Origin of the sequence: Nocardia sp. NPDC060220 (assembly GCF_042727815.1) — a bacterium.
Classification (GTDB): Bacteria; Actinomycetota; Actinomycetes; order Mycobacteriales; family Mycobacteriaceae; genus Nocardia.
Genome location: NZ_JBHWZY010000064.1, coordinates 1 through 14,450, shown reverse-complemented (window position 1 = coordinate 14,450; position 14,450 = coordinate 1). Strand labels below are relative to the sequence as shown.

Annotated in this window: 17 protein-coding genes; 6 read left to right on the top strand and 11 right to left on the bottom strand. The window is 67.2% G+C overall.

Annotated features, from left to right (window positions below; all coding sequences use genetic code 11):
• Positions 1-546, bottom strand: a 546-nt coding sequence (locus ACFWF3_RS05430; protein ID WP_379312573.1) for an MBL fold metallo-hydrolase, incomplete at its 3' end; no start/stop codon positions are given.
• A 153-nt stretch (positions 547-699) separates the two neighbouring features.
• Here ACFWF3_RS05430 and ACFWF3_RS05425 point away from each other — a divergent pair.
• Entirely contained in the window at positions 700-1,461 is a 762-nt protein-coding gene (locus ACFWF3_RS05425; RefSeq protein ID WP_379312572.1) for a class I SAM-dependent methyltransferase, read from the top strand.
• A gap of 127 nt (positions 1,462-1,588) precedes the next feature.
• Here ACFWF3_RS05425 and ACFWF3_RS05420 read toward each other — a convergent pair whose 3' ends face one another.
• Positions 1,589-2,689: a hypothetical protein gene (locus ACFWF3_RS05420; RefSeq protein WP_379312571.1), complete on the bottom strand. Its 1,101-nt coding sequence runs from the start codon at positions 2,687-2,689 to the stop codon at positions 1,589-1,591.
• 705 nt (positions 2,690-3,394) lie between these two features.
• On the opposite strand from ACFWF3_RS05420, the gene ACFWF3_RS05415 reads away from it, so the two are divergent.
• Together ACFWF3_RS05415 and ACFWF3_RS05410 are read left to right on the top strand one after the other, a co-directional pair.
• A complete protein-coding gene (locus ACFWF3_RS05415; RefSeq protein WP_379312570.1) occupies positions 3,395-3,961 on the top strand; it encodes an RNA polymerase sigma factor in 567 nt (188 codons plus the stop codon).
• Entirely contained in the window at positions 3,951-4,223 is a 273-nt protein-coding gene (locus tag ACFWF3_RS05410; RefSeq protein WP_379312568.1) for a hypothetical protein, read from the top strand. The genes ACFWF3_RS05415 and ACFWF3_RS05410 overlap by 11 nt, the downstream gene beginning before the upstream one ends.
• A 50-nt stretch (positions 4,224-4,273) precedes the next feature.
• Here ACFWF3_RS05410 and ACFWF3_RS05405 read toward each other — a convergent pair whose 3' ends face one another.
• Positions 4,274-4,918 carry a GNAT family N-acetyltransferase gene (locus ACFWF3_RS05405; RefSeq protein ID WP_379312567.1) on the bottom strand — a complete coding sequence of 215 codons (645 nt, stop codon included), beginning with the start codon at positions 4,916-4,918 and terminating at the stop codon, positions 4,274-4,276.
• Positions 4,919-5,104: 186 nt separating this feature from the next.
• Here ACFWF3_RS05405 and ACFWF3_RS05400 point away from each other — a divergent pair, with 186 nt between their 5' ends.
• Positions 5,105-6,247 (top strand): serine hydrolase domain-containing protein, encoded by a 1,143-nt coding sequence (locus tag ACFWF3_RS05400; protein WP_379312566.1) that lies wholly within the window; start codon positions 5,105-5,107, stop codon positions 6,245-6,247.
• 5 nt (positions 6,248-6,252) lie between these two features.
• On the opposite strand, the gene ACFWF3_RS05395 is transcribed toward ACFWF3_RS05400, so the two are convergent.
• The 5 genes from ACFWF3_RS05395 to ACFWF3_RS05375 form a co-directional block, all read right to left on the bottom strand.
• On the bottom strand, positions 6,253-7,581 hold the full coding sequence (locus tag ACFWF3_RS05395; protein ID WP_379312564.1) for a hypothetical protein: 1,329 nt from the start codon (positions 7,579-7,581) through the stop codon (positions 6,253-6,255).
• On the bottom strand, positions 7,578-7,955 hold the full coding sequence (locus ACFWF3_RS05390) for a hypothetical protein (protein WP_379312563.1): 378 nt from the start codon (positions 7,953-7,955) through the stop codon (positions 7,578-7,580). Before ACFWF3_RS05390 ends, ACFWF3_RS05395 begins: the two co-directional genes overlap by 4 nt.
• Positions 7,952-8,146 (bottom strand): hypothetical protein, encoded by a 195-nt coding sequence (locus tag ACFWF3_RS05385; RefSeq protein ID WP_379312562.1) that lies wholly within the window; start codon positions 8,144-8,146, stop codon positions 7,952-7,954. Before ACFWF3_RS05385 ends, ACFWF3_RS05390 begins: the two co-directional genes overlap by 4 nt.
• Positions 8,143-10,002 carry a hypothetical protein gene (locus ACFWF3_RS05380; protein ID WP_378996304.1) on the bottom strand — a complete coding sequence of 620 codons (1,860 nt, stop codon included), beginning with the start codon at positions 10,000-10,002 and terminating at the stop codon, positions 8,143-8,145. The genes ACFWF3_RS05385 and ACFWF3_RS05380 overlap by 4 nt, the downstream gene beginning before the upstream one ends.
• Before the next feature lie 120 nt (positions 10,003-10,122).
• On the bottom strand, positions 10,123-10,464 hold the full coding sequence (locus ACFWF3_RS05375) for a winged helix-turn-helix transcriptional regulator (protein WP_379312560.1): 342 nt from the start codon (positions 10,462-10,464) through the stop codon (positions 10,123-10,125).
• Positions 10,465-10,597: 133 nt separating this feature from the next.
• Between ACFWF3_RS05375 and ACFWF3_RS05370 the strand changes: the two genes are divergently transcribed.
• Positions 10,598-11,251: an FMN-dependent NADH-azoreductase gene (locus ACFWF3_RS05370; protein ID WP_379312558.1), complete on the top strand. Its 654-nt coding sequence runs from the start codon at positions 10,598-10,600 to the stop codon at positions 11,249-11,251.
• A 69-nt stretch (positions 11,252-11,320) separates the two neighbouring features.
• Here the strand turns inward: ACFWF3_RS05370 and ACFWF3_RS05365 are convergent, their stop codons facing one another.
• Both ACFWF3_RS05365 and ACFWF3_RS05360 read right to left on the bottom strand, forming a co-directional pair.
• Positions 11,321-12,523, bottom strand: a complete 1,203-nt coding sequence (locus ACFWF3_RS05365) for a lipid-transfer protein (protein WP_378996298.1) — start codon at positions 12,521-12,523, stop codon at positions 11,321-11,323.
• Positions 12,516-12,962 carry a Zn-ribbon domain-containing OB-fold protein gene (locus ACFWF3_RS05360; RefSeq protein WP_378996296.1) on the bottom strand — a complete coding sequence of 149 codons (447 nt, stop codon included), beginning with the start codon at positions 12,960-12,962 and terminating at the stop codon, positions 12,516-12,518. Before ACFWF3_RS05360 ends, ACFWF3_RS05365 begins: the two co-directional genes overlap by 8 nt.
• A 119-nt stretch (positions 12,963-13,081) precedes the next feature.
• Here ACFWF3_RS05360 and ACFWF3_RS05355 point away from each other — a divergent pair, with 119 nt between their 5' ends.
• Positions 13,082-13,831, top strand: a complete 750-nt coding sequence (locus tag ACFWF3_RS05355) for a GTP-binding protein (protein WP_379312557.1) — start codon at positions 13,082-13,084, stop codon at positions 13,829-13,831.
• A gap of 402 nt (positions 13,832-14,233) precedes the next feature.
• Here ACFWF3_RS05355 and ACFWF3_RS05350 read toward each other — a convergent pair.
• The coding region (locus tag ACFWF3_RS05350; protein WP_379312556.1) for a hypothetical protein at positions 14,234-14,450 on the bottom strand (217 nt) is incomplete at its 5' end.

Here is a 14,450-nt window from a genome sequence, read left to right as displayed (position 1 = left end):
CTCCAGCAGTGGTCCGGACAGCTCGCGGATCGCGGCGCCGGAAATGCCGTGCTCACGCAACTTCTCGGGCAGAAACGTTCGGCTGTCCGGTTCGGCGAGGCGATAGCCGTACGTGGGGATGCTGTGGGCAAGGGAAAGCGCGGTGAGGGTGAAACCGTTGCCCTGCAATGTCTCGCCGGGGCCGCTCACCGGGTGCTCGATCAGCGTGGGAGAGCCGTAGTAGCTCGTCGCATACCGCAACCGGTCCCAGTACTCGGCGTTCTCGCCGGGGTAGACGGCGTGCACCCCGTGGGGCACCCCGTCGCGTCCGAGCCGCTGCACGATGCCTGGAACGCCCAGCGAGTGGTCACCATGAAAATGGGTGATACACAACCAATTCAGTTCGGTCGCGGAGGCGCCCGCGTGCGCCATCTGACGTTGCGTGCCCTCGCCGGGATCGAACAGCACGCCCTGCCCGTCCCAGCGCAGCAGGTAGCCGTTGTGGTTGCGACGGCGGGTGGGCACAGCCCCGGCTGTGCCGAGGACGACGAGTTCTCGTGTCGACATCGACCCATCCTGGCGGGTCGCCGGGTCGGTGTCACGTCGATTCGAATGTCGGACGCGACGAGCGGGTGCGCGGAGGAAGGTGATGGTGAGATGGACCGAGTGCGTGCCGCCCGCCGAGGCCCGTACCGATGACACAGCTTCCGGAGGACGACGATGGATCTGTTCGACTACGACGCCGAACTACGTCTGCACACTGCTCACTTCTTCGCGGCCGCGAGGGTCGGAGCCGGTGATCGCGTGCTCGACATCGGTTGTGGCACAGGACAGACCACGCGCGAGGCGGCTCGCGCGGCCGTCGACGGGAGTGCGGTGGGGGTCGACATCTCGGAGGTGATGCTCGAACAGGCCCGTCGCATCAGCGCCGACGAAGGGCCGTCGAATGTCAGTTTCGAGCTGGCCGATGCGCAGGAGAACACCTTTCCGCCCCTGTACTTCGACCTCTGTATCAGCAGGTTCGGGGTGATGTTCTTCGCTGATCCGGGCGCCGCGTTCACCAACATCGCACGCACATTGCGTCCGGGCGGTCGTCTCGCGTGGCTGGTCTGGCAAGGCCACGACCGCAACGAATGGGCGACGGTGTTCAGCGACGTCCTCGCCGCGTCGATCGCCACGCCGGGCCGCGGACCGTTCTCGCTCGCCGATCCGGACTTCACCGAGTCCCTGTTGGTAGCAGCGGGTTTCACCGACATCGCGTTCACTGAGATCGACGAGCCCGTCTACTACGGTCCTGACACTGCGGCCGCCTACGACAACCTGCTGCACTTGACCGGGTTCACGGCCTTCCTCTCCGCACTCGAACCCGCGAAAGCCGAACAGGCCCGTGCGCGGTTGCGCGAGGTTCTGGCCGACCACGAGACCGAAACCGGCGTGTATTTCGACTCACGGTCTTGGCTGATCAGCGCTCGTCGTCCTTGACCGGCGTGGCATGGAAGGCCGCGTATCCGCCGACTCGATCGGCATTCCGATCCACGCAGCGCCCACGACGGTGAGGCTGCCGCCGTGCGCGTCCTCCCGAAACCCTGCGCTGCCGGTCGTGACCGAGTCACCAGCGTGCGGATGTGCGGTACCACCAGATGTCGGCCACCAGGTAGTAGGCCGTGGTCACGATGAGTGTTCCGAAGAGTAGGTACATCCCCAGTTCCCCCTGCCAAGTACTGATCTCCTCACCAGAGTCCATGCTCAACAGGGTCCAGATGAGAACGTGAACGGCGATCACCAGCCAGCACAGTACCCAGTCGCGACGTCGGCCGGTGACAAGCGCCAGTCGCAAGAGCAGCCCCCATGCCAGGAAGCCGAAGCTCAGGCAGGCCAGCGCGACCATGACAACGCGGAGCCCGACGCGGGCGGCGACGCCGGAGGAGCCCCCGACCGATGAATTCTCGACCTGCGGGACCGGCTCTGGTCGGGGCGGGATGAACGCGCCCTCGGACAACGATCCAGGACACAGTATCGGCGCGGTATCGCGGGTACTCGCGCGTTCCTGTTCAGCGGTGATCGGAAGCCCGTGCCACGGTTGGCCACACCAGCTGTGCGGACATTCGATGTCGAATCCCGTGTGCGCGCCTCCCCGGTCGAGTTGCTCATCGACCAGCAGATCGATCGCGTCGGCAACCCGATTGATGTCGGCGACCGCGCGGTAGCGGGCTTGCCATACGCTCCTGCCCAAAATGACAGCCGAATGCCCGGCCTGCGTGAAGTGTCTCAGGAAGGTGTCGGCTCGCTCGAGATCCATGAAGACCACACCCCAGCCGGCGGTCTCCGCATCGAAGTCCTCGGCCATGAATCCGACTGCGGCGACGCCCTCTTCGAGGCAACGCGCACCCAATTCCGTCGCCAAGTCATCACAATCGCCCTCGGCGATCGCCGCGTCGACCCAATCCCATGTCAGGCGTTGCGGAAAGGACGGCGTCGATTCCAGGTCAGCCCGAAGCGAGTCGACCGTCAGTTCGCATTCCCCGTCGATCCAAGCCAGGATGCCGACGCCCTCGATCGCGGCGAGGAGCTCACACAAGACCTCGTCGCGATCTTTGCCGACGGACCTCCAGGCAGTGGCCGCCACCGCCGGATCGAGTGTCAACGTCTGCACCGCCGCCACCAGTGGCATGAGTTCCGCTTCATCACAAAGATTCTCGGGCTGATCCATCCACGCGGGCGCTGGGGCCGAATCCGATTCCTCCAACCACACCACCCACGCGCCGAACATCCACAGCGCTGCGGCACCGGATAGTTCCACCCAGGCTCCGGCGATCCCCTCCTGCTCGACGCCATCCCACGCGAACAACAGCAGCACAGTTGCAACCATCACCAATATCGAGCCCACTGTCGCTCCTCCCACCCACGCGATGGGACAAGCCTAAATTCCGGCACCGACATTCGGACCGTCCATGGTTACACGGTTCCCGGCTGCGGCGCCGGGCATCAGGGCATCGTGCTGAGCGGCAGGTGTGGCCAGTGGGACAGGTCGGTGAGCATGCGGCGGTCGTGGATGGCGATGACGATGGATGCGGGGGGTGGTCGAGACGGCGGTGGTGAGGTCGTCGGCCAGGGATATCGACATGGTCTTCGAGATCGGACCGACGTCGCTTCAGTGCCTGTACCAGTCCGGGTGACCGCGACCGGCGTTGATGTTTGCCGTGTCCTTATTCGAACGATACCGAGGTGCGTGTAGGTTGCCGACGAGTTTTCGGGACGGGTGAATCCTTTCGGGGCGCCGGTGCCTCTTATGTGTGTCGCGACGGACGTCGGGACAGGACACGGAGGTTTGTTGTGGTCATCGGTATCGGTGTTGTCGTCGGTCTGGTGTTGCTCTGCACGTGCATGGTGGTCGTGAAGCGCAAACGAGCTGGGCGTGGGTGAGTCGCGGTGGCCCGATGAGCGATTGATCGTCGCCGCGCAGGGTGGTGACGTGGATTCGATCGCGGCGCTGGTGGCGGGTTCGCATCCACATATCCAGCGCTTCGCCCGTTCCTTGTGCGCCACACCGGAAGACGCCGAGGATGCGGCGCAGGAGGCGCTGATCATCCTGTATCGCAAGATCGGGATGTTGCGGGCCTCGGGTGCGCTGGCATCGTGGATGTTCCGGATCGTTCGCAACGAGTGCCTGCGTCGGGCGCGGACGGGTCTACCGGGACGAGCCCTCGTGCAGGACACCATCGCGGCTGCTTCGGCCGAGGACGAAGTACTGCGACGTCTGGAAGCGGGCAGGGTGGCGGCCGCGGTCGCCGATCTGCCCGCCGACCAACGCAGCGTGCTGATCATGCGCGACATCCAGGGCTACAGCGGGCGGATGGTCGCCGATGCGCTCGGGCTCAGTACGGCGGCGATGAAATCACGGCTGCACCGGGCCCGGGCGACAGTTCAACACGCGCTACAGGCCACGCCTGATGAGGCTGCCGGAGGAAATGATGAGCGATGATTTCGCGAGTAAGTCCATGGTCGAACACCTGGTGCGCGGCGGGGTGGGGTTCGGCGCGCTGATCGGGTCGGTGGCGCTGATCCCGGTGGTCGGGCCGATCAGCTTGTTGCTGCTGCCCGTGGGTTTGATCGCACTGCGCGGGTGTCCGACGTGCTGGGCGATCGGACTGATGCAGACCCTCTCGCGGGGTCGGCTCCAGCGCTCCTGTGAGGGCGGCCAGTGCACGCTGACCGTCAGCGACACCCACCGAGTCGCTCCCTAGGAGCTGACGGCTTCGAGCGGTCGCCGATCCGGCCGACCGCTCGAAGCAGCTCACGCCGCGTCGAGCAGGGGCAGGCACGGTGCGAGTCCGTCGATCTCGACGGTTGTTCGCTGCAGGCTCTCCCATTTCGCGCGCGAGAGACGTACTCGGCGCTGGACGGTGGCCTTCCCGCGCACAGTGAGGCGCCGGATCCCGTCCGGCTCGTAGCCGAGCTTCTCGGAGACTCGCAACGATGGCGAGTTGTCGGCGAAGGCGCCGGATGTTGCGTCGGTGGCTTCGAGCCCTGCGAAGGCCAGGTGGAGGACCGCTGCGCGCATTTCGGTGCCGATGCCTCGCCCTTGATGTCGAAGACCGATCCAGGAGCCGGTGTCGACCTCACGCAACGTCGCGTAGTCGCGGGCGGCGATCGCCTGCTGTCCGACGATTCGGCCGTGCTCGAAGACCGCGAGGTTCAGCGTCCAGTTGCCGGGGGACCAGTTGCCGAGTCGGAGCCAGTGGTATTGGACCACCGAGCGTGCTCGTTCGCGGGGAGGAAGGTCGGTCCACGGGACGGCGAACGGCATGCGGTCAGGGTCGTGGACGCCGTCGGCCGCGAGCTCGGCCAGCTCGGCGAGCTCGGCATCCGAGGGCAAGCGCAGTTCCAGGCGGGGTGTGGACAGTCGCAGTCCGAACAGCGGCCAGTGATCGGTGAGCATGAGTCATTCTGCGGGGCGGACCCGCCCCTTCTCACCTCATTTTCAATGGCAGTGAATCCCCAGCGCCGCAGGCGAACCGAGAGTACGAACCCCTGTCCGGACCGAGCGCGGCTTCCGTGTGATCTCCGGGTGTGGTCCAGGGTTGTTCCGGATGTGTGGACGGTGGGGGATTCCTAGGGTCGGATGATGCGCAGATTCTCGATCGTTGCCGCGATGGCGGTTGTCGTCTCCTTGGTGGGGTGTGCGAGTCCGGCGGACGGTCCCGAGGTCTCGCCCTCCGAGAACCGCGCGGAATCGTCCGGCCGGGTGCAGCGGGTGCGCGACGACATCGACGCGGCAGTGGCTTCGGGGGTGTCGGGGGTGATCGCGACACTCACCGAGAACGGCAAGACCACCACGTTGGCCGCCGGTGTCGGCGATCAGGCCACCGGGGTGCCGATTCCGGTCGAGCCGCCGCAGCGGGTTCGGGTCGGCAGCGTGTCGAAATCCTTTGTCGCGGCGATCGTGCTGCAACTCGTGGCCGAAGGGCGAATACAACTCGACGAGCCGATCGAAACCTATCTGCCCGGCTCGATCGTCGGTGACGGCGTCGACGGACGGGCCATCACGGTGCGTCAGATCCTGCAGCACCGCAGCGGGTTACCGGAGTTCGCCGACGCACCGGAGATCGACGAATACCGCGCCGCTCTCGACCATCGGACGTTCACACCCGCCGAACAGCTCGCCATCGCCTTGCGGCGGCCGGCGAAGTTCGCACCGGGTGCCCGCTTCACCTACACGAACACGAACTATCTGGTTGCCGCGATGCTCGTCGAGCGCGTCACCGGACGCCCCTATGCGGATACCTTGCAGGACAGGATCATTCGCCCGCTGGGTTTGACCGGCACCTACCTGCCCGCTACCGGCGAGCACGATATCCGCGGTCCGCACCCGCACGGCTACGCGCCGATCGACGGCACCCGCACCGATGTGACCCGGATCGAGCCCTCGGTGCCGTGGGCGGCAGGCGCGCTGGTCTCCACCGGCGAGGACCTCAACCGATACTTCCTCGACCTGGTGGCGGGAAAGGTGGTGGCGGAACCGGAACTGCAGCAGATGCTCGCCACCTTGCCGACCGGCGTGGACAGCATGCCCGAATACGGTCTCGGCGTGATGTCGGCCGAACTGTCCTGCGGCACCCGCTATATCGGGCACACCGGCGGAATCACCGGGTACGCCACCTTCGCCGGCGCCACCACCGACGGGCGGGCCGCCACGATCGTCTGGACCGAGCCGCCCAGCGAACAGCCGGACATGACGGCGATCCTGACCCGCGCCCTGTGCCCCTGACTCGGCTAACCCCCGAACAGCAGATACAGCCCGGTGAACGTGAATCCGACCATGGTCAGCATCAATGCCAGCTGGCCGGTCAGCCGGTGACGCGGTGGGAGAAGAACTAGGCAGCGATCGTGCGCGGCGGCGACACCGAGGATGTGGCCGATCAGGACAGCGAGCACTTTGCAGGTGGCGAGCACACTCGGATGACTCGACAGCACGTAGGCGACGTCTCGATCGGCCAGGCCCGCGATGTTCCATCCACGGTCGAGTGGGTCCGCGAACAGCAGTACTGTCGCCTGCCCCTTCTCGAGGAGGAACGTGAGGTAATGGGCGATCAGATAGCCCGCCACGATCGGGGTGAGACTGAGTGCCAGCCGCCGCGGCAGCAGCGCTCGATCGGCGTGGGAGAGGCCGCCGGTGGCGCGCGCGGCGACGGAGAACAACCCGCCCACCACCCCGATGAAGACCAGCAGTCCGGCCGTGCGCACCAGTGTCGCGTCGACGACCGGAGCCAGATCGTCGACCAGTTCGCGCCACCGCGGAAAAGCGGAGAAGCTGTCGAAGGCGGTGGATCCGAGCAGCGTCGCCGCGACCGCGACAGATCCGGCGAGTCCGGGAGTCCCCGCGAGATTGTTCAGCGGCATCCGCAACACCGGCTGCCCGGCGTGGTCGCGGCCGTAGGCGCTCAGGTGCGCCAGCAGCGTGCTGTACACCTCGAGCGGATCGGCCCGCTCTGCCCAGACGGTGCCGAACAGCGTGAGACCGATCGTGGTCACGACCAGATAGCCGAGCAGCCAGGTGAGCACCGAGCTCACCGACCCCGGTGCGCGCCAAGCCAATTCCAGCCACACGAAGGAGAACAGGCCCGCGGCGGCCGGGAGGTAGCCCCACTCCTCGCGATAGCGGAGAAGTCCCTGCTCCGGCGGGCGCCGCAGCAGGAGGCAGCCGAATCGATGGATCGCCCGGACCGGCGAAACGACCTTCCAGACCGGTCCGATCAGCAGGGACGCCACCATCACCCCGACCCAGACGCCGATGTAGAGCACTCCTGGCACCGGATTCAGGGCCGGATCCGAGGAGCCGAACACCGCGATGACGAGCACGCAGACGGTGACCACCACGCTCGCCACGGCGATGACCGTCCGCGTCGCGCGGGCGTCGATCATTCGGCGAACCGGCATGGGCAGCGGGAATCCCGGTGAGTCGGGGTCGAGCCGGGGTCGACGCCAGGCGAGGAACAGCAGGGCGAACGAGAAGGTGAGCGCCCACGCCGCGCCGATCAACGCGTAGGTGAGCGGAATCGGCAGGTCAGCGGCGCCGTTGAGGCCGTGGGCGAGGGAGTTCACTGCCGGACCAGCAGCGTCGTCACCGTCCGTCCGAGGTGGTGCAGTTCGATCTCCACCCGGCCCGGCACCGTCACGGTGAAGTCGAACTGCTGGCCGGACGCCGCGGCGACGGGAAAGGTGTGCGCGGGGGCCGAGTGGACATGCAGTTCGTCGGTGGCGTCACTGTCGACCCGCAGCACGATGCGTTGCCCGGCCGTGGCTTCGGTGCGCGTATTGGCCGGGGACACCGCGCCGTTCGCGATCCGGATGTCGATGATGCGGGCCGTGCTCGCGGGCTCGCCGGCCGGCTCGGACTCCGCACCCGATGAGCAGCCCACCAGCAGCGAACCCGCGGCGACCGTGACAAAGCCGTACCGGAGCCGACGAGGGGTCACGGATTCTCCTCGGTGCGGTCGATCGGCACGGATTGTGCTCGTGCGTCCTCGTTTTCGCGCTTCTCCGCGCGCCGGTCACGCATCGCGATGAACAGCACCAGGCCGACCAGTGCCACCGCGGGCAGGAAGGCCGGGATCGCCAGCAGGAGGGAGTGGTCGGCGAGGATGTCGACGTTCTCCTTGCCGATCATGGTCCGACCGTCGCCCGCTGGTCCGGTGTGCTGCCCGCCGCCAGATACCGGTCGTTGACGCGGGCCGCACCCCACGCCATCGCCGCGATCAAGGCCAGGCTGCACGCCAGCACCACCAGGCCCGCCAGCCCGATCAGCCAGGACGGATGATCGAAGGACCGCTCGCGCTGCAGGACCGAGATCTCCTCGACGAACGGCCGCGTGAAGCTCGCGGGCGCGGGCACCTCCGCGGCGCCGATGCCGCGATCGAGCGGCATGAAGATCGGGAGCGCGGATTGCATGCGCCCGTCCTGCAGTCGCAGCAGTGTCTTCCAGGTGCCGTGCACGGGTACGGGCCGGGTGGAGACGAAGTGATCGTCGGCGACGCGACGCAGCTTGTCCACGACTAGGCCGTGGCCGGGGCTGTCGTCGCCGGTACCGCCCTGCCAGGCCAGGATCTCCACCCACTCCGGATCGGAACCGATGAGATCGCCGGGGGAGAGCCGGATGTCGGCGGTGACCATCCGCCCACCCTGCTCGGGATCGGCGTCGGTCAGCGCGACTGTCGCCGACGCGTTCTCCGGTACCCGGATGATCAGCCCGTTCGCGGTCGCCGCTGCCGCGATCACCACCGCGGCGACCACGAGTCCACGCCGCACCGCAGGTCTGGGCAGTGCCTCGCCGCGCAAGACGGTGCCGAGCATCGCGCCGATCACACCGCCCGCCACACCGACCGGCACCGCCATCGCGAGCAGTTCCAGCCACATCCCGCCGACCCAGGGATTGACGAACATCCGCTCGATCCACAGCGATTCGAGCCAGATGCCCACCGTCGCCACACCGAGCCCGGTGAGCGCACCCCACCAGAGCGGTCGGCGAATCAGCGGAACAAGGGCGAGCAGTTCGACCACGATCGCGGCACCGAGGTAGAGCGGGAACACATTGCGTGGCGCCTCGAATCCGGTGCCGACGAGGACCGCCACGATGGACCGCACGCAGAAGGCGAAGGCCACGAGCAGCAGTGTGCTGAGTGGGCCGAGCGTCAACCGCGCCGAGATCAGCGCGATCGTGGCGGCGAAGACGATCAACATCGGTTGCAGCACCAGCCGGAACTGTTCGACGCCGAAGTCGAACTCCACCTGGAACACCGACAGCCCGATCACCAGGCCGCCGAAAGCGAAGGCCTGGATCGCCCACAGCATCCGCCCGTCGGTCCGTTCGGGGTCGGGCCGGTTGTAGCGGCCCTCGAGTTCGAGCAGGAGCACCCCGATCAGCGACAGACCGGCGCCGCCGATGAGCATGAGGTGGGTGGGTCCCCAGAGCGTGACGTCCTGGCCGAACAGCCGGTGCCAGATGTCGTCGAGCGGGAAACCGATCAGCGCGTACAGACCGGCACCGGCGATCAAGATGCCGCCCACGGGGGCGTACCAGTCGCGGGTGATCTTCACCGCGGCCCTGCCCGGCTTCTCGTCGAGCGGCAGGATGATCGCGAGCATGCCCGCCATGAAGAGGAAGAACAGGCCGACGAGGATGAAATAGTGCGCCGGGTTGGCGAGCGGCCCGTCGTCGCGGCCCTTGCCGACATGCAGGCTCACGTCCCAGATGAAGCCGAGAAACGCGGTCAGGATGGTCGCGAGGAACATCGCGATCGGCAGCGCTACCCAGCCGGGACGGTTCATGAGGCGGCCGCTGAAGTCGGCCAGCCGTTGCAGCCAGGTGATGCGTCGCGTCCGGTGCAGGTAGGCCACCCACAGCAGCACCGCGCCGACCACCGCGGCAGCTCCGGTCATCAGCGCCACCTGATCGAGGGCAGCGCCACCGCCCTCGGTGCCCGGGGCGGCCAGGATCGTCGACGGATCGCTCAACACTGTGGCCACGGCAGTCCTCCGATATGTCGAAGCGCCCGGTCTGCGGGGTAACGAACAGTATCCCGAATTCCGCGCTACACCGATACCCCGCGCGGGGGTCGCGGTCGAGCGCTCAGCCGCGCGAGGTGTCTACCCGGCCGGACGCAGCTGCTCCCGGTACTGCTCGCCCCAGGTCTCCATCAGCTCGATGATCGGGACGAGACCGCGGCCGAACTCGGTCAGCTCGTACTCGACCCGGGGCGGGACCTCCGGATACACGGTGCGGGTGAGCACGCCGTCGCGCTCGAGTTCGCGCAGCTGCGCGGTCAGCATTCGCTGGGTCACGTGCGTCATGGCGCGGCGCATCTCGGTGAACCGGGCCGTACCCTCGCTCAGCTGGAAGATGATCATGCCCTTCCATTTGCCGCCGATCACATCGAGGGTGACCTCGACCGGGCAGTCGAAATCGAGATCCTGCTTACGTTTGGCCATACACATCCTCGTCTCACCGGCAAAGGTATGAAAAAGGGTACTGGGTAACAGAAATGTGCGTTCTTACGCGGATATTCCCTGTCGGGCAGGCTCGATCCAGCAAGCAGATTCGGTCCCGACAGGAGTTTCAGAGATGGCCCAGCTACTTCAGCTCGATGCCAGCCCGCGCCGATCGCGCTCCCACACCCGCACGCTGGTCGGGGAGTTCGTCGCGCGGTGGAGCGAGGGCAGGCCCGGTGACACGGTGATCCGCCGCGACCTCGGCCACGAACCGCCTCCGCACCTCACCGAGGAGTGGATCGCCGCCGCCTTCACCCCATCGGAGGCGCGCACCCCGCAGATGCGCGACACCCTCGCCTACAGCGACCAGCTGGTGGACGAGCTGTTCGCCTCCGACGTGCTGGTACTCGGAGTCCCCATGTACAACTTCGGGGTACCGGCCATGCTGAAGGCCTACATCGACCAGATCGTCCGGGTCGGGCGCACCTTCTCCTTCGATCCCGAGGCCGCGGCTCCGTACACACCACTCACCTCCGGAAAGCGCGCCTTCGTCATCGTCGGCACCGGCGACGCCGGCTACGAGACGGGCGGTCCGCTAGCGAGCATGAACCACGTGGAGCCGTACCTGCGCACGGCTCTGGGTTTCATCGGCATCGATGAGGTCGAGTTCGTGTACACCGGCAACGACGAATTCGGCGGGGAGCGCCTCCAACGGTCCCTCGAACGCGCCCGCGACCGGGTAGCCGACCTGACTCTCGAGCGTGAAGTTGTCGATATGGCGGGCTGAGCAGCGGCTATGACGCCGAAACCCCGGACATGGCCCGGGGTTTCGGTAGCCGACCTGAGTGATTCAGGGTCAGCGAGTGGCGATGATCGCCGAACCATGGCCGAAGAGACCTTGATTCACCGCGATGCCCGCGCGGGCGTTGTCCACCTGGCGGCCGTCGGCCCGGCCGCGCAACTGCCAGGTGAGCTCGCAGACCTGGGAGATGGCCTGTGCGGGGATGGCCTCGCCGAAGCAGGCGAGTCCGCCGCTGGGGTTCACCGGTACCCGTCCGCCCAATGTCGTTGCGCCACTGCGCAGCAGAGCCTCCGCTGCACCCGTCTCGCAGAGCCCGATGTCCTCGTACCAGTCCAGTTCCAGCGCGGTGGAGAGGTCGTAGACTTCCGCGAAGGACAGGTCGGCGGGACCGATTCCGGCCTCTTCGTAGGCGGCGTGCGCGATGGCGGACCGGAAGGTGCGTGACGGGGGCTCGACGGCCACGGCGGAATCCGTCGAGAAATCCGGCAGATCGAGCACGGTCTTCGGGAACGTCGGCGTCACCGTCGACAGCGCGGAGATGCGCACCGGATCGGCGATGCCGTGGCGGCGTGCGTAGTCCATCGACGTCAGCACCAGCGCGGCCCCGCCGTCGCTGGTCGCGCAGATGTCGAGCAGCCGCAACGGATCCGACACGATCGCCGAAGCGGAGATCTCCTCGACCGAGACTTCCTTGCGGTAGCGGGCATTCGGGTTGTTCAGGCCGTGCCGGGAGTTCTTCACCTTCACCGCGGCGAAGTCGTCGAGAGTGGCGCCGTGCAACGCCATGCGGCGGCGGGCGTAGAGCGCGAAATAGATCGGGTTGGTGGCGCCGAGCAGATGGAAGCGCAACCAGTCGGGGTCGTCGCGGCGCTCGCCACCGACCGGCTGGAAGAAGCCCTTCGGCGTGGTGTCCGCGCCGACCACCAGCGCCACCTCGCACAGCCCGGCCAGGATCTGGGCGCGCGCGTTGGCGATGGCCTGCGCACCGGAGGCGCAGGCGGCGTAGCTGCTCGAGATCTGCGCACCCGACCAGCCGAGCGCCTGCGCGAAAGTCGCGCCCGAGACGAAGCCGGGATAGCCGTTGCGGATGGTGTCGGCGCCGGCGATGTAGCCGACGTCGCGGTGGTTCAGCCCGGCGTCGGCCAGCGCCGCACGCGCGGCCACCAGACCGTATTCGACGAAGTTGCGCCCCCACTTGCCCCACGGGTGCATGCCCGCGCCGAGGACGGCGATGTCGCGATCATTCGTGTCAGTCATTGACCGGCCTCCACATCCACACCGTGTGCTCTGCGTCTTCGTCCTCGTACAGCGTCCCGACGGTCAATTCGACCGGCATGCCGACGGCCAGATCATCGACGGTGAGACCGCGCACGACCTGCCCGAGAATCACCATCTGCTCGACCTCGAGCTCCACCGCAGCGACGACATAGGGCACGAAGGGATCGGCCGAGACGTAGGGCGCGGGCGGCTTGTACCGGGCGTCGGCGTACGACCAGATCCGGCCGCGCGTGGAGAACAGGTACTCGACGAGCTCGGAGCCGTCGTGGGTACCTGTGCACTGGGGGTTGCGGCAGGCGAGTGTGTTCTTCGGGAAGTACGGCGTGCCGCAGTCGTTGCAGCGAGTTCCTTTGAGGCGTACCTGGCCGTCGTCCGCAGTGAACCAGTCTGCCACGGCGGGGCGTTGTTCTTTCTGCACGTGGCCGACGGTATAGGAACACGTTCTACTTTGGGGCGGAATTCCGTTCCAGCGCTGCTCGGGCGCGGGTACGGTGAGCGGATCGAGGATGCGATGACATCGATCTGGAGTACCGCGCGATGGGCACCAAAGCTATTGACCCGCAGTCGATCCGCAACGTCACGATCATCGGCGATGCCGAGGAGACGGCGCGAGTGGTTCATCGCCTGCGCCGATGTTTCGGCGACACCGAGAACACGGTCCACTGGTCGATGGACGGTATCGAGCACACGATTCGTGTCACCGAACTGTCGAGCGACGCGCTCATCGCCGACTTGGAGCGATCCATTCGCGTCGCCGACGGGGTCATCGTGGTCGTGAACGCCGCCGCGCACGCCACCCCGCGACTCGAAACCATGTTGCGCGTCGCCGACGATCATCAGGTCGCCCGCCTGTGCTTGGTCGGAGGCCTCGATCAACCCACCGCCGACTTCGACCGCTGTGTCCGCACGATCGCCGACGCTCGCGGGGCGGTGCCGTTGGCCCTCCAGGTCCCCGTCGGCGCCGGTGTCGGCTTCGACGTCGTCGACCTGGTCTCGCTACCGGCCCTCGAACGTGCGGCAACCGAAACCCTGGGAAGCCGAAGGCAACTCGCTGAGCGGTGGTATCGCGTACTCAGGGCGACCCTGACCGAACACCGCGCGGACTCGCTCACCGTTGGAGACCTGCACACCCGCATCCGCCGCCGCACCCGCAACGGCGACATCGTGCCCATTCTGTGCGCCACACCCCTCGCACGCGACGACATCGCCCCCCTCCTGGACGCCGTCGTCCGCTACCTGCCATCGCCCCTGTACGTCTGTCAGCCGGAGCACGCCCTCGACTACTGACCGCCACGTTCGGGCCTGATCGGGACTCGCTCGGCGGTGGTGTGCCCAGTCGTGTCGTCCAGCCGACGAAGTGCATAATCGAACGTATGTGCGACTCGATTCGGCTCTACCTGCGCAATGGACGCTGGACGGAACCTGCGCCGCGCTTCTGCCCCAACGGACACCGGCTCGGGGCAGGCCGGTCGCTCGTCAGCGTGTTGCCCTGTGTCCGGATCGGCGGACACCACCGAACGCACACCTGCCTGGCCTGCGCCACGACCATCTACTGCCCGCCGATCCACAACGACTGCGAGCACTAGCTCTGCACCGGCCGAAATCCTCCGCCGCCGAAGCCTGACAAGGCCGTGTCCGATCATCACTCGACGAGAAGGCCCCTTGCCGCTACGCGGTGATCTCGCCGATCTACAGAGGGATGACGATGGGCCCGCAGGAGTTGGCGCCGACGGCACATCCGATCGCGGTGAGCACGGACTGCACCAGGGAGGAAGAGCCGGTGCCCGACGAGTCGCTACCCGAACCCAGCGGGGCTTCCGCAGTGGCGGGCCCGGCGGCGGTGATCAGTCCGGCGGTGATGGCGAGGGCCGCGGTGCCGGTGCGCAATGCCCGACTGGTGAGAGTC